Source organism: Limnothrix sp. PR1529, assembly GCF_002742025.1.
In the GTDB taxonomy this organism is placed as follows: Bacteria; Cyanobacteriota; Cyanobacteriia; order CACIAM-69d; family CACIAM-69d; genus CACIAM-69d.
This window is the reverse complement of the sequence record NZ_LIRO01000126.1, coordinates 44,440-58,194: the sequence shown is the minus strand read 5'-3', so window position 1 is coordinate 58,194 and position 13,755 is coordinate 44,440. Positions and strand designations below refer to the sequence as shown.

Below are 13,755 nucleotides of genomic sequence, written 5' to 3'. Positions count from 1 at the left end.
GCCTGAAACGATACCTGAAATAACGCCTGAAATTGCGGGGCCCCGGGCCCCGTTTTTTGTGGGGCAATCATCCCGTGGAATGGCAAACTCAACAGTATCCTGAAGGGGGCAAGCTGCCGGGGCTGTGGCGATCGCCTGACCGATCGAGCCGATGGCCTTGATCAACCAGCGAATTGAGTCAGCGAATTGAGTCAGAGCATCAAGCCCATTGGTTAAGCAGCATGATTTTTGGATGTTCCTTGGCGTTCTAGCAAGCATGGACGATTCTGATCTGGATTCGAGGGAACCGGTGAGCGCAGAGGGGCGATCGACCGTTGCCATGGAGCCGGAGTCTTGGCCCATGGTGTCCGTGATTGTGCCGATTTATAACGGTGAGGCGGACTTGCCTCCCTTGGTTGATTGCCTGTTGGCTCAGGACTATCCCCCCAGCCAAGTGGAATTTATTCTGGTGGACAATCGCAGCGGCGATCGCTCCTGGGATTGGCTGCAGCGGGCCCAGCAAATGGCTAGCGATCGGGGATGGCAACTGCATCCTCTTCAGGAATTGACGATTCAGTCGTCCTATGCGGCGCGGAACCGGGGAATTCGGGTAGCGCGGGGGGAAATTCTGGTGTTTACGGATGCGGACTGTCGCCCTCAACCGCAATGGCTGCGATCGCTGATTGGAGATTTTGCCGATCCCGCGATTGGGATGGTGGCTGGGGAAATCACGTCCCTGCCGGGCCATACCCTGCTAGAACGCTATGCCGATCGCCAAGAAACCCTCTCGCAAAAACACACGATCGACCATCCCTTTTTGCCCTATGGCCAAACGGCGAACCTGGCGGTGCGGCGAGAAGTTTTCCAGGCGATCGGGCTATTTCGTCCTTATCTGACCACCGGAGGCGATGCGGATTTGTGTTGGCGGATGCAACAGGCCACGGATTGGGCGATCGCCTTTGCACCGGGGGCCATTGTGGAACACCGCCATCGGGCCACCTGGCAGGAATTTGCCAGTCAATGGCGGCGCTATGGCCGCTCCAATCGGTACCTACACCAGTTGCATGGTGTGCCGCTGATGCGTCGTCGATCGGCTCGCCAGGAATTGCGCCGTTGGGTGCGCTGGAGCCTGCGAGAGTTGCCCCTGGCTTTTGGGCGCTGGCTGTTTAAAAAAGGCTCCCTGCTCGATGCCCTATCAACGCCCATTGAACTGTTGGGCAGTCGTGAACGTTGGCGCGGGCAAGTGCGGGCCCAATTACCCGATCGCGCGGATTGGATTGAGCCATTTGAGGCATTGAAATGAACTGTTGCTGAACCTTTTGGGTTCGCTTCTGAGATAACCAATTAGCTTGTTAACTTGGCTCGGAATTGATGAGCTTAGATTCGATCGAGCACTGCAATACCCAACAAATTCAGCCCCAGTTTCAGGGTACGTGCCGTGGCATCACAGAGCACTAATCGGGAAGTGCGATCGGGTTCTGCGGCATTCAAAACCGGGCAGCGATCATAGAATTTATTGAATTTTTTGCTCAGTTCAAAAAGATATTCACAGAGACGATTGGGCATCAATTCCGCCGCGATCGCCTCTAGAACTTCATCCAGTCGCAAAAGGTGCTTGAGCAATGCCCACTCGCTCTCGTCACTGAGGATGAGTTCGGCACTGTCCAAGTTCTGAAAATCAATTTCACCCTTACGGCTAATGCTTTGAATCCGAGCGTAGGCATAGAGCATATAGGGTGCTGTGTTGCCCTGAAGCGCCAACATTTTGTCGTAGCTAAAGGCATAGCTACTGGTGCGGTTTTGGGACAAGTCCGCATATTTCACCGCGCTGAGGCCCACAATTTGCGCCACCTGTTCAATGAACTCGGGAGTTTCACTGCGCTCTTCTGACTGCAACCGCTGTTCCACGTCGGCCCGCGATCGATCGATCGCCTCCGCCAACAAATCCTTTAGCTTCGGTGTATCTCCCGATCGGGTCTTCAGCTTTTTGCCGTCCTCACCCAGCACCAAACCAAAGGGCACATGCACCAGCTCCACTCCCGCCGGAACCCAGCCGGCCCGCTCGGCCACCTGAAACACCTGGGCAAAGTGGTTTGCTTGCCCCGAATCGGTGACGTAAATGATTCGATCGGCCCGGTCTTGGGTGGTGCGATAGCGAATGGCGGCCAAATCCGTTGTGGCGTAGTTGTAGCCCCCATCGGACTTTTGAACAATCAGGGGCAGCGGGTTCCCGTCCTTATTCACAAAACCGTCCAGGAACACGCAGCGGGCCCCCGCATCCTCCACCAGCAGGCCCGCCGTTTCCAGGGCGCTCACCACCTCCGACAGCAGGGGGTTATAGAACGATTCTCCCCGTTCCGTGAGTTGGATATCGAGCAGGTCGTAGATTTTTTGGAATTCTCGCCGGGATTGATCGCAGAGCAATTGCCAGGCGCGGCGGCTGTCGGAATCGCCGCCCTGCAAGCGCACAACCTCTTGGCGCGATCGCTCTTTGAAATCCTCGTCCTCATCAAACCGCTTTTTCGCTTTTTGATAGAACGCCACCAGATCGCCCAGGTCGATCGCATTGGCGTTGGTGAGGGCTTCCGGAGCCACTTCCCGCAGATGGGTAATCAACATCCCAAACTGCGTGCCCCAATCGCCCACATGGTTCAGCCGCAACACGTCGTGGCCCAAAAACTCCAAAACCCGGGCCAGCACATCGCCAATGATCGTGGAGCGCAAATGGCCCACATGCATTTCCTTGGCAATGTTGGGGCTGGAAAAGTCCACCAAAATGCGCTGCGGTTGCGCTACGGGGTCAATGCCCAGTCGATCGCTCCCTTGGCTTGATCGCAATTGCCCCAACAGGTAGTCGGCCTTGAGGGTCAGGTTAATGAAGCCCGGCCCCGCAATGGTAGGGGGTTCGCAGAAATCCTCGATCGCCAAGGCCGCCACGATCGCGCTGGCGACCTCGCGCGGTGGCTTGCCCCACTGTTTCGCTAAGGACAGGGCCACATTGGCTTGGTAATCCCCAAACTTGGGATTGCTGGCCGGAACCAGCATCGGATCCGTGCCAACCAACTCCGGGCCAAAGGCCTTGACCAGGGCGGTTTCCAGGGCTGAACGAAGGCGGGCGATCGCGTCTTTCACCGGCAAAAAGGGGAACGGTTTCCAGAAAAAAATCTCGCCCACAAGATAAGGCGCGGGGCGTTCGGCCGCGGCCAAACGTGGAGTTCCCCGCGCGCGAAGAGCAAAGGGCAATAGAAGATTTTACTGGAATTGGGGGAGAGCGAGGCCGCCCGCAAGCCGGATTCTGTTGGCTAGGTCAGTTGCGATCGGGTTAGCTAGGGCTAATTAGACTGCTGGCCCTAGCGATTCCGGCAGCGCACCCGCTCCAGATCGCCTTCAACGTTGCGGGGAATCCGCCGTAAATCGACACCGGAGCGGTAGAGGGTTGCAGAATCCCAAAGCTTGGCCCCTTCAAGGTTGGCCCCTTCAAAGTTGGTGTTTTCGTCCACGATCGCCCCGCCCAAGTCCACATTGCGCAGATCAGCTCCCCGCAGGTCAGTTCCGCTGAGGTTGGCATCCACAAAATTGGCAAACCGCAGCTTGGTGTTGCGCAGGTTGGCACTGGCCAAGTTGGCGCAGGTGAAGTAGCTGCCCTCGAAGTTGCTGTCGGAAAGATTGGCCAGTTGCAGTTGGGCCTGACGCAGCCGCGCATTGACCCGACTGATGCCGCTGAGGTTGGCTTCCTGAAGATCGCAACCTTGGCAACTGCGGGCGCTGCCGCTGATGAACTGCTGGGGATCGGTGGTGTTTTGGGCCCAGGCCACGCTGGCCAAGCTGCCTGCCAGCAGGAAGGTGATCGCGGCAGTCCAAGTTTTGTGGGACGTTTTCATGGGTTGACCTCTCAGCAAATCGGCAAGGATGGACAGGGTACGCGCCTTAGGCAGACATCGGTGAAACGGCTGTAATGGCAGGGAACGATCGCGCTAGGATGCTTATCGGTGTCCCCCAGAGTTCCAACCTATGCGAGTTTTACGCTTGTTCCAACTGTTGTTGGCCTTGGCTGACTCGATCGTGACCGGTCGTCAATGGGGTTCGGGTCAGGGTCAGCACAGGGAGCACCGCAGGGAACCACAGGGGCGATCGGCGGTGACCGTGATGGGCAACCGGGTGAGTCGTTCTGGGTCAATACAACTCGATCGTCAGTTCGCCCGGATCGCTTGCGGGACAGTATTCAAACCGATATCTCAATTCGTAACCGTCCGTTGGCTCCAAGTCCAGGGGAGGCTTGAGTCAGAAGGGGCTGAACGCTTTCAATGGCGGTGCTTGCAGGGAATAGGGCGCAGTTTGGCGATCGGGCTGATGGGATTCCTGATTTGTGCCAGTTGGGCAATTGTGCCAATACCGAGTTTGGCCGATGAGTTGCCCCTGGAAGCCCGCGTTCAGGCCGCGCGATCGCTCTTTGACCAAGCTTTTGAGGCCACCAATGGCGGGCAATTTGCCCAGGCCGAGCGTTACTGGACGCAAATTTTGGAACTTTTTCCCGACAATGCGGAAATTTGGAGCAACCGGGGCAATGCCCGCGCCAGCCAAAATCGGCTGCAGGAGGCGATCGCGGACTATAACGAAGCGATTAGCCGTGCTCCCAATGCGCCGGATCCCTACCTGAATCGGGGGGCGGCTCGGGAGAATGCGGGCGATTTGACGGGGGCGATCGCGGACTATGACCACGTGTTGGAATTGGATCCCAATGATGCGGCCGCCTACAACAACCGGGGCAACGCGGAGGCGGGCCTTGGCCAATGGGCGATCGCGGTTGATGACTATGCCCAGGCGGAGCGCTTGGCTCCCGATTTTGCGATCGCCCGGGTGAACCATGCCCTCGCCCTGTTCCAGGTGGGCGATCGGGCGGAGGCTTTGCGCCTGTTGCGGAATTTGGTGCGGAAATATCCCACCTTTGCCGATGCGCGGGCGGCCCTGACGGCGGCCCTGTGGGATGCGGGCGATCGGGGCGAGGCCGAAAGCCAGTGGGTCTCGGTGGTGGGTCTCGATCGGCGCTACAAGGACTTGGAGTGGGTGGCGAAGGTGCGCCGTTGGCCGCCCGCCATGGTGACCGCCCTGGAAAAATTCCTCAAGCTTTAACCTCTAGAGCAATCCAGCGGGCAAGAACTGGCATTGTCCAGCCCTGCTGGATTGAGGTGAAGTTGAGCGAGTTGAAGTTGAGCGAACTGGCATTTAGCGAGCTGCGGCTCGATCGCGCTTGAGGCGATCGAGCAACACTTGTGCATCCTTCAACAGTTGAGTGCCCCAGAGGTTGTCCTTCAGGTACTGCAAATCCGCATAGCGCTCATCGGTGTCCAAAGCTTCCTGGGCCAGGGCCAACCCCTTCAGGCAGTTGGGATCTCGGGCTTGGCTTTGGCAACCGGCAGCGGTGTAGGTGGCCGCAGCGATCGCCAGTTTGGGTTCTGCGGCGGTTGGATCCACGGCCAAAGCCGCTTCCCACTCCTTGAGGGCATTGTCCCGATCGCCCAACTCATACAGCGCCAAGCCGATATTGTTCACCGCTGGCCACATCCGTGCTTCCAGGGTCACCGCTTGCCGAAACTGCTCGATCGCCTGCTGGAACCGGCCCATGGTTAGGTAGACATTCCCCAAGTCAAACCGGCCCGTGGGCGAGTCCTGAAGCTTGAGGCCCGCCTGCAACGTGGTTAGCGCCTCATCCCAGCGCTTCTGTTGCCCGTAGGCCGACCCTAACGCCAATAACACCGATGGATCTTCCGGAGCCAAGGCCCGGGCCGATTCCAGCACCTGAATGCCCCGATCGATTTGCTGAGATTGGAGATATAACCCGCCCATCAATCGCAAAACCTGCGGATTTTTGGGAGCGAGATAGGCCGCCACTCGAATGCGGGCCAGGGCCTCATCGTATTGCTCAAACTGCACCAAACGCGCCGCATCTTGGGCTAGATCCAAAGCCTGCTCAGACCACTGGGGATCAATTGGCGGTGCATAGGGCAGCAACACTTCCGCCCGGGCCGGCATGGATAGCCCCATGCAACCCCAAAGCACAGCCAGAACCTGGAGCGCTCGGATGCTCTGTTGTTTCAAGCTCAGTTTGCCCAGTTTGCTCACAGTCCTGTTTATCCAATGCTGCTGACAACGATCGCAAGGCCATCTTAGCAACCTGAATTAATCCGGCGGGCGGTTAATCCGGCGTGGCGGGTGAACAGGGGCACAAAACTGGGTTGGGTTCAAGACTCGATCGCCCAATATCCCTGGGATCCCGCGCGATCGCAGGTGTTGCCAGGGAGGGGATTGGCCCAATTTCAAGATTCCAGACGCTCCTTCAGGTGCTACTTCAACAGTTGCCGCACCGTGTCAATCAGCTCTTCCGGTTGGAAGGGCTTGGCGATGTAAGCATCGGCCCCTTGTTTCATGCCCCAGTAGCGATCGAACTCTTCGCTCTTACTGGTGCAAAGCACCACGGGCACATCCTTTCGGTTGTTATCCGACTTCATCCAACGACAAAACTCATAGCCATTCATCCGGGGCATCACAATGTCTGTGATCACCAAATCCGGAGCACTGGCCTCAAATTGCACCTGCGCCTCTACCCCATCGCCCGCCAAAACCGTCGTCATGCCGTGTTTTTGGAGGAGTGCGGCAATCATCTCGCGCATCGTTGCGCTGTCATCGACAATTAGCACCTTACTCACGACATCCTCCTTCGCAGTTGGCGGCGGTTGCTGACCGCCATCCCTCGCAATCGGGCGAGTTAACCACCCATGATATGTACCACAACTTCGCGCGTGCGACCGTGCTGTCGATGTTCCCAGAGATAGATTCCCTGCCAAATCCCCAGTCCCAGTTGACCATGCACGATCGGAATTTGTTCAGAAGTGTGGGTCAAGGCGGTGCGAATGTGGGCCGGCATGTCGTCGGGCCCTTCGGCACTGTGTTGGTAGGGAGCCGATTCGGGGACGAGGCCGGCGAGGAAGGCTTCCAGGTCTTGTAACACGTCAGAATCGGCGTTTTCCTGGATCACCAGGCTGGCGGAGGTATGCTGCACAAACAGCGTACAGAGGCCGGTGGTCACTCCCGATCGCGCCACCAGTTCCGCGATCGCGCTGGTGATGTTGTGCAACCGTTTGCCTTGGGTTGAAAGGCGCAGCACCTGTTGCACATGAGTCGTTTGCGATCGCTGGTCGATCGCCCCAACCGAAATGACAGTGGCGGAGGCGCTAGAACGACTCATGGAAACTGGAATAGGGACTGAAAAAGTTCTGCATGGAGCGATCGAAATATTTCAAAAAGCAATTATTCACAAACAACCACGAACAATCACAAACAATTATTCATGGATCCGGATCGGTCGCTCTATTCCGATGCAATACCGCCATCAAAAATAGGGTTGACATCCTCCCCACCGCAAGCGAACGGGGATTCCCAAACCTCGCGATTTGGGTTTCTGCTTCATCGTGCCAGCCCTCTGAGATTGGTTCTCTTCGGGTCTTGCGGTTGCTCCACAGACTGAAACCGCTAGCCCAGCGGCCACCTGTAATTTAGCATGACCTGAAAGGGCGGGGTTTTAGGCCCAAATTTTTCTATAAATCGATTTTTGGCGAGATTTATGGACAGGATTTCCGCCATTGCCCCCGTGGTCTAGTGGTTATTTTGGACGATCGCTCCCCATCGTTCCTAGCGGCAACGGGGCAATGGGAGCCATGAATTTTTGGAATTCGTGCCTGATCGCGCCGATCGCCGTTGGGTCAAGGGAATTCGCCAGCGGTGGAACTCCGCAATCAAAAAGCTCGCCACTGCACGGAAAAATAGAGGCCATTTTCCTGCCAGGTGTCTTGGTCTGGGTTGTCCACCTCCACCAGGGGAATGGCGTAGTCTAGGCGCGCTGTGAATCGATCGCCCTGTTGCCATCGGAGGCCCAACCCGAGACCAACGAGGGTTTGGGGATCGGGATCGGGTCGATCGCCCCGGTTCCAGCCGGTTCCCACATCCAGAAAGGGCACAATTTGCATCACCCCTTTAATTTTGGGCGCGCGGAACAGGGGCAGGCGCAATTCAGCCGACCCAAACAGCCCGCCATCGGTCAGCAGCAAGTCTTGGCGATAGCCCCGAACGCTTTCAAATCCCCCTAGGCCAAACTGCTCCACGGGCAAGAGCGGGCGATCGGCCCATTGGGCCTCACCCCGCACCAGCAGCAGCGTATCGGGCGCAAATTGGCGCACCCACTGGGCTTGGCCACGCCAGGCCAAGAATTGACTATCGGGCGACTCGCGATTGATGGTGGAGTCAAGGGCATCCAGTCCCAAACTTAGTTGCGATCGCAAGGCCAAAACGTAGCTTTCGCTGCGACTAGTCCACTCGTGAAACCACCGCAGGGCAGTGACGCTGGTTTGCCCTTGGTCATCAGCTCCCGGGGAAAGGGGAAAGTCAATGCCGAGCAGGCTGGTTTGGCTGTCTAGGTGCGAGAGGGTCAAGCCCGTGACGACTTCATAGTTGGGCTGCTGCACCAGGGGGCGGCGATAGGTCAGTTCGTATTGGTAGGAGTCGGCTTGGATGTCGAGGGGGCCGAAGGGATCTTCAACGATGCTGCTGCCGGTCCATTGGAAACGGGCCCCGATCGTGCTGTTGCGACTGTCGATCGGGATGGTGTAACTGGCTTCGATCGAGTCGCTGCCGTCGGTATTGGTGTAGCTGAGGCTGATGCCATCGCCTAGCCCCAGCAGGTTGGCTTGGGTGATGGTGGCGCGTCGCCGGACTGTGCCCACGCTGGGCGATCGCCCGTTATCCACCGATAGATCGCCATGGAGGCTGTCGGCTTCCGTGAGGGTGATCCGCAGTAGGTTCGTGCCCGGCTCGGTTCCTGCCGAAAGTTCTGCGGAAACGGTCTCAATGAGCGGATCGGCCTGCAACAGTTGTAAAGCGGTCAGCAGGCGATCGACCTGAAGCGGCGGCTGGGTGGCCCGTTCAATGCGCCGTTGCACATAGCTGGGGCGCAGTCGCCGTAACCCCTGCACCTCGATCGCCTCTAGCCGGCCTTCCAGCACCCGAATTTCCACAATGCCCTGGGCCGGATCAATTTCTTGGGGCGGCAAAAAGGCTCCAGAGGTCTTGTACCCTTTGTTGACATATTGCTGCGTCACCGCCGATCGCGCTTCCAGCAACTCCGCAAAGGTGAGAGGGCGATTGGTGTAGGGCTGCAGCAGGGTCGCAAATTCACTATCTGTAAAAATCGTGCTGCCCGTGACCCGAAAGGCCTTCACAACAATTTGACCGGGAATCGGCGGCAGGTCAGAGGGTGCGGCGGGCTGCTCGATCGGGGGCGGCTGCAAAGTGGGTGGGGGTTGGTCTGGCTCCGGAATGGTGATCGAATCCGGCAGGCGATCGGGACGGGGCAAAGGGGGAGTTTGGGCGATGGCCGCCACGGCCCCACCGCCCAAACAGCCCAAGCTCGCCAGCGATCCCAGCAACCACCGCCAATGAAGATCCGCGCAATGCCTGAATACAGGCTTCAAGTCACGGTTCTGATGGTTCAATTCAGGCTTTGAGATGGGGGATCTAAAGACTGGAGATCTGAAGGCCGGAGATCTGAAGGTCAAAGATCTCAAAGCTGGAGGTCTAAGCGCTGAAAATTGCAAAGATAGAAATTGCAAGGCTAGATATCGCAAGGCCATAGGTTAAGAGACTGATCGACCAAACGATCGCACCAACCGTAACAGATCAGGCAATCGGGGTCGAGCCATCTGCAATCCTTGGCCACAACCCGTTTGTGTTCAAAAGTGGGTAACGGGGTTGCTCCAAAATCGTCCATCACAATCATGCTTTGGCGGAAGCTGTCGCTCTAGCGCTTGCATTGCTCAAAACGGGCGATCGCCAGGGCTGTCAGGTCGGCCAATCCCGGGCCTTGGTGGGTACTGGCCGCATTGGGTAGGCTGCCGGGCGGAGGCAGGGGTGCGGGAGCCTCCTGGGCCGCCCACTCCTGGGCTAGGCTCGTGGGAGCGGCCATGGTGGCCAGGCGCGATTGGGTGCGCAATCCCAACTGACCGTCGCTATAGTCGCTCCAGAGGCGATCGACTTCCAGCAGCAAATCACAGTCCGTCTGCATCAGGCTGTCCACCTGAGCATTAGGAGCCAAAATTTGCCAAGTCAAGACATTGGCCGTTTGCCAATGGCCGCTGGCCAACTGCTCCGCAAGACGGCTGAGGGTCTCGTTGCGAGGCCGCATAACCACCAAGGCCGCAGCCCCGGCCCAAAGCAGAATCGCAATGACCGATAAACGCTTAAAATTCACGGCCGATGTCATGACTGTTCCCGGTTGCCCCTCCATTGCGCCAGGACAATTGGCTGCCTCAGCGGTTGTTAGTGTAGTGGCCGCTGGGCTTGGGTAAGTTGACACGAGTGAATGATGCTGGGGGCTGTTTAACAACATAAGAAGCTCGTCTGCGAGAGAGCCTTGAGCGATCGCTGCTGCTGAGGCTAAGCAACCAATCCCTTCTGTTTATTCATTCTGAGGAAAAATCAGACTATCCGAATAATCTGGCATTCATTTTTGAACCATTTGAATACAGACTTTTCACATTGGAGAAAATTGCTTGATGTCCTTATCATTACCGATTCCTGACTGGTTTGAGGGCGATCGCGTTGGCGAAGTTTGGCGTGTACCCTATGCCCAACTGGCCACCGCAGCTCAACAATGGGCGAAGGCACATCAAATTACACCGGCACAGGAGGATTCGCAACGGATTGCCCTGTTAATGATTGATGTGCAAAATACGTTCTGCATCCCTGATTTTGAGTTGTTCGTGGGCGGGCGATCGGGGCAAGGGGCAGTCGAAGATAATGTCCGCCTATGTCAATTTATTTACCGAAATTTGAGCTTCCTCACGGAACTCATCCCCACATTGGACACCCATGGGATGGCTCAGATTTTCCATCCGATCTTTTGGGTCGATGCCGCAGGAAACCATCCTGCCCCCTTGACTAACATTGATTGGGAAGCGGTCAAAACCGGCCGTTGGCGACCCAATCCCCAATTGCAAGCCAGTTTCCAGCTTCTGCCTGATTCCCTTGGCCAAGGGGCATCACCCGATCGCTCTCCAGAAGCCGGGAAGGTGCATGGAAACTTGGCCACCTACGCCGCCCACTACACCAAAACCCTGGAAGATTTAGGTAAATATCCCCTGACCATTTGGCCTTACCATTCCATGCTGGGTGGTATTGGTCATGCAATGGTTTCGGCCGTTGAAGCCGCCTGTTTTACCCATGCCATCGCGCGGCAAATTTCAACACGATTTGAGCTGAAAGGTGGTCATCCCCTAACGGAAAACTATTCGATTCTCAGCCCTGAAATTCTGAGTGATGAACATCAACAACCGATCGCCCAAAAGAATCAGGCCCTGATTCAGCATCTTTTTGAATTTGACGCGGTGATTATTGCCGGGCAAGCAAAGAGTCATTGTGTGGCTTGGACAGTGGCTGACTTTTTGCGGGAGATTCAAACGCAAAAGCCGGAATTTGTCGATCGAGTCTATTTGCTAGAAGATTGCATGTCGCCCGTGGTGGTTCCTGGGGTAATTGACTTCACGGAATTGGCCGATCAAACCTTCCAGGACTTTGCTTCAGCGGGAATGCATTTGGTGCGGTCTACGGATTCGATCGAGCAATGGCCAATGTTTAATCGCTAATCCCCAAAGGCGAAAAATTCAATCCGAGAACCTGCGCTGAAGTCATTTCGACAAAATGGTAAACTAGAAATAGTTTTTCCAAAAAAAGCTCATTCAACTCGCGCTTCTGCCCATGACTGTTCCCACCTCTGCCCTGCCGGAATCCTTGGCTAAATTAGTTCAGCGATTTTCCCGAGTTACCAATCCTAAGCAAGGTTACGAGCAACTCATCTGGTTTTCGAAGCGGCTTCCTGAGCTAGATGAAGCGGATCGTAGCCCTGAAAATAAGGTTCATGGCTGCACTTCGCAGGTGTATGTGGCTTCAGCACTCACCGATGGCAAAGTTTGGTATCGGGGAGATTCTGATTCGCAACTGGTGAAAGGATTGGTGGCATTTTTAGTGGAAGGATTGAATGGTCTAGCGCCGGATGTGATCATTGCTTTGAAGCCAGATTTCATTCAACAAACAAAACTCAATGCTAGCTTGACTCCTTCGCGGGCTAATGGGTTTTTCAATATTTTCAAAAAGATGCAAGATCAGGCGCGATCGCTTCAGTCAGAGTCCCATGCGGATTTGAATGCTTTGGGTTCATTATCCTCCCCACCGAGCCTTGAATCTAATCATGAAGGGCCTGAAAAGGTGACTGATTGAACTGTTGATGAACGCTCAATGATGCAAACAAAGTGGGAATGCAAACAAAGTGGTGATGCAAACACGGTAACGCAAACGCAATGAACCAAGCGCGATGAATCAAGTGCAATGAACCAGACGCGATGACTCAAACGGTTGCCTATATTTATCATGACCCCATTTTGGAATCGGTGACAGAGCCGATCGATTGGGAAATTGATGTGCAAAACCTGTATGTGGACTTGGGCGATCGGCAGGCGTTGGGGCAGCTCATGCAGTTGGTGAATCAGGGAGCAATTCACACGCTTCTCATCCGACAAATTCGCGACTTGGGCGACTCGATTGAGTCCATTCTCCATGTTTTGAATCAGTTAGAACATGCCAAAGTGGCGCTGCGGGTGATGCAGGGTGACCTCCCCAAGGGAGCCGATCCTAACTGGATTCAACAGTTGCAATGGCTTCAGGAACTGAACCAAGACCAGCACCGACAGGCCATTCAAAAAGGCCACGCCCGTAATCGGTTAGCAGCCTTGCCGCCGCCGGGGCGTGCTCCCTTTGGCTATCGACGGGGCAAAGATCGGTATGTGATCGATCGAGCGGCGGCCAGTATCGTAAAAGATTTTTTTGAAAACTTTTTGCTCTATGGTTCCTTGCGGGGAGCCGTGCGGTTCATTAACCAAAAACATCAAAAGAAAATTTCAATTTCGACGGGCCGTAATTGGCTGACCAATCCTGCTTATCGAGGTGATCTAGCCTATAAAAATGGTGATGTGATTTTGAATACGCACCCCCCGCTGGTGTCTCGCGAAGAAGCGGCCCAGGTCGATCGACTCTTGCGACGTAATCAGACCTTAGCTCCCAAAACGGCCAGCGCCGCGCGTTCCTTGGCGGGGTTAGTGAGCTGTGCCCAATGCCAAGCAAAATTAGCCATAACTTCCACGCGATCGCGGGGATCTAAAACCCCCAACTATCTTTACTTGCGACCCAATCCTTGCGGAAAAGGCCCATCAGCTCCCGATCGATGCCCATTAGCGGACTATAACCAGGTTCTGAAGAAAACAATTCAGCGCATTTGCCGAGAATTGCCACAACGAGTGAGTCAAGCGCAGTTGCCCAATATTGAGCAATTAAAGTCCCAAATTCAACAACAACTTCAAGCCCAGGAAGCACGCTTAACTCAGCTTATTCAGCTTAAGGAAAATGGAATTTTAGATGAAAATACATTGCAAATTCGTTCCTATCAAATTCGGGTCGAAATGGGAACTTTGCAAGATCGACTCTCGCAATTGCCTCCTGCCAGCTTATCGATGATTTCCCGATCGGTGTCAATTCCAGAATTTTGGCAAGATCTATCCGAAGCCGAACGGCGTTTTTACTTTCGCGAATTCCTGAAAGGCATCTGGCTAACTTATTCAGCCAAGGGAAAGGGAGAACCGACTTGGCGCGTGCAATCTCTGGATTTTGTTTTTTAAGATA

The 13,755-nt window shown here is 55.6% G+C and carries 12 protein-coding genes; 5 read left to right on the top strand and 7 right to left on the bottom strand.

What is annotated here, in order from left to right; all coding sequences use genetic code 11:
• Window positions 1–319 precede the first annotated feature (319 nt).
• Window positions 320–1,282, top strand: a complete 963-nt coding sequence (locus tag AMR42_RS17690; RefSeq protein ID WP_099535003.1) for a glycosyltransferase family 2 protein — start codon at window positions 320–322, stop codon at window positions 1,280–1,282.
• A gap of 74 nt (window positions 1,283–1,356) precedes the next feature.
• Here the strand turns inward: AMR42_RS17690 and argS are convergent, their stop codons facing one another.
• Window positions 1,357–3,111 (bottom strand): arginine--tRNA ligase, encoded by a 1,755-nt coding sequence (gene argS / locus AMR42_RS17685; RefSeq protein ID WP_099535002.1) that lies wholly within the window; start codon window positions 3,109–3,111, stop codon window positions 1,357–1,359.
• Window positions 3,112–3,329: 218 nt separating this feature from the next.
• Complete coding sequence (locus AMR42_RS17680) at window positions 3,330–3,860, bottom strand: pentapeptide repeat-containing protein (protein WP_099534969.1); 531 nt, start codon at window positions 3,858–3,860, stop codon at window positions 3,330–3,332.
• Window positions 3,861–4,329: 469 nt separating this feature from the next.
• On the opposite strand from AMR42_RS17680, the gene AMR42_RS17675 reads away from it, so the two are divergent.
• The gene (locus tag AMR42_RS17675) at window positions 4,330–5,109 is read left to right on the top strand and encodes a tetratricopeptide repeat protein (protein ID WP_099534968.1); all 780 of its coding nucleotides are present in this window, start codon (window positions 4,330–4,332) and stop codon (window positions 5,107–5,109) included.
• 93 nt (window positions 5,110–5,202) lie between these two features.
• Here the strand turns inward: AMR42_RS17675 and AMR42_RS17670 are convergent, their stop codons facing one another.
• The 5 genes from AMR42_RS17670 to AMR42_RS17650 form a co-directional block, all read right to left on the bottom strand.
• Complete coding sequence (locus tag AMR42_RS17670) at window positions 5,203–6,099, bottom strand: tetratricopeptide repeat protein (protein ID WP_199858232.1); 897 nt, start codon at window positions 6,097–6,099, stop codon at window positions 5,203–5,205.
• Window positions 6,100–6,320: 221 nt separating this feature from the next.
• Window positions 6,321–6,683, bottom strand: a complete 363-nt coding sequence (locus tag AMR42_RS17665) for a response regulator transcription factor (RefSeq protein ID WP_099534967.1) — start codon at window positions 6,681–6,683, stop codon at window positions 6,321–6,323.
• Window positions 6,684–6,742: 59 nt separating this feature from the next.
• Complete coding sequence (locus AMR42_RS17660) at window positions 6,743–7,222, bottom strand: secondary thiamine-phosphate synthase enzyme YjbQ (RefSeq protein ID WP_099534966.1); 480 nt, start codon at window positions 7,220–7,222, stop codon at window positions 6,743–6,745.
• A 547-nt stretch (window positions 7,223–7,769) separates the two neighbouring features.
• Window positions 7,770–9,455, bottom strand: a complete 1,686-nt coding sequence (locus AMR42_RS17655; RefSeq protein ID WP_234407083.1) for a ShlB/FhaC/HecB family hemolysin secretion/activation protein — start codon at window positions 9,453–9,455, stop codon at window positions 7,770–7,772.
• A 371-nt stretch (window positions 9,456–9,826) separates the two neighbouring features.
• Window positions 9,827–10,288: a GUN4 domain-containing protein gene (locus AMR42_RS17650; RefSeq protein WP_143473168.1), complete on the bottom strand. Its 462-nt coding sequence runs from the start codon at window positions 10,286–10,288 to the stop codon at window positions 9,827–9,829.
• Between the two features lie 292 nt (window positions 10,289–10,580).
• Here AMR42_RS17650 and AMR42_RS17645 point away from each other — a divergent pair, with 292 nt between their 5' ends.
• The 3 genes from AMR42_RS17645 (at window position 10,581) to AMR42_RS17635 (ending at window position 13,751) form a co-directional block, all read left to right on the top strand.
• Window positions 10,581–11,669 carry an isochorismatase gene (locus AMR42_RS17645; RefSeq protein WP_099534963.1) on the top strand — a complete coding sequence of 363 codons (1,089 nt, stop codon included), beginning with the start codon at window positions 10,581–10,583 and terminating at the stop codon, window positions 11,667–11,669.
• A 145-nt stretch (window positions 11,670–11,814) separates the two neighbouring features.
• Window positions 11,815–12,300, top strand: a complete 486-nt coding sequence (locus AMR42_RS17640) for a SufE family protein (protein WP_368670752.1) — start codon at window positions 11,815–11,817, stop codon at window positions 12,298–12,300.
• 122 nt (window positions 12,301–12,422) lie between these two features.
• Window positions 12,423–13,751: a recombinase family protein gene (locus AMR42_RS17635; RefSeq protein ID WP_099534961.1), complete on the top strand. Its 1,329-nt coding sequence runs from the start codon at window positions 12,423–12,425 to the stop codon at window positions 13,749–13,751.
• Window positions 13,752–13,755 lie beyond the last annotated feature (4 nt).

What these genes read in the sequence shown, in the direction of transcription:
- AMR42_RS17690 (WP_099535003.1), top strand. Translation starts at nt 320, where the DNA reads ATGGAGCCGGAGTCTTGGCCCATGGTGTCCGTGATTGTGCCGATTTAT.
- AMR42_RS17680 (WP_099534969.1), bottom strand. Translation starts at nt 3,860, where the DNA reads ATGAAAACGTCCCACAAAACTTGGACTGCCGCGATCACCTTCCTGCTG.
- AMR42_RS17675 (WP_099534968.1), top strand. Translation starts at nt 4,330, where the DNA reads ATGGGATTCCTGATTTGTGCCAGTTGGGCAATTGTGCCAATACCGAGT.
- AMR42_RS17660 (WP_099534966.1), bottom strand. Translation starts at nt 7,222, where the DNA reads ATGAGTCGTTCTAGCGCCTCCGCCACTGTCATTTCGGTTGGGGCGATC.
- AMR42_RS17650 (WP_143473168.1), bottom strand. Translation starts at nt 10,288, where the DNA reads ATGACATCGGCCGTGAATTTTAAGCGTTTATCGGTCATTGCGATTCTG.
- AMR42_RS17645 (WP_099534963.1), top strand. Translation starts at nt 10,581, where the DNA reads ATGTCCTTATCATTACCGATTCCTGACTGGTTTGAGGGCGATCGCGTT.
- AMR42_RS17635 (WP_099534961.1), top strand. Translation starts at nt 12,423, where the DNA reads ATGACTCAAACGGTTGCCTATATTTATCATGACCCCATTTTGGAATCG.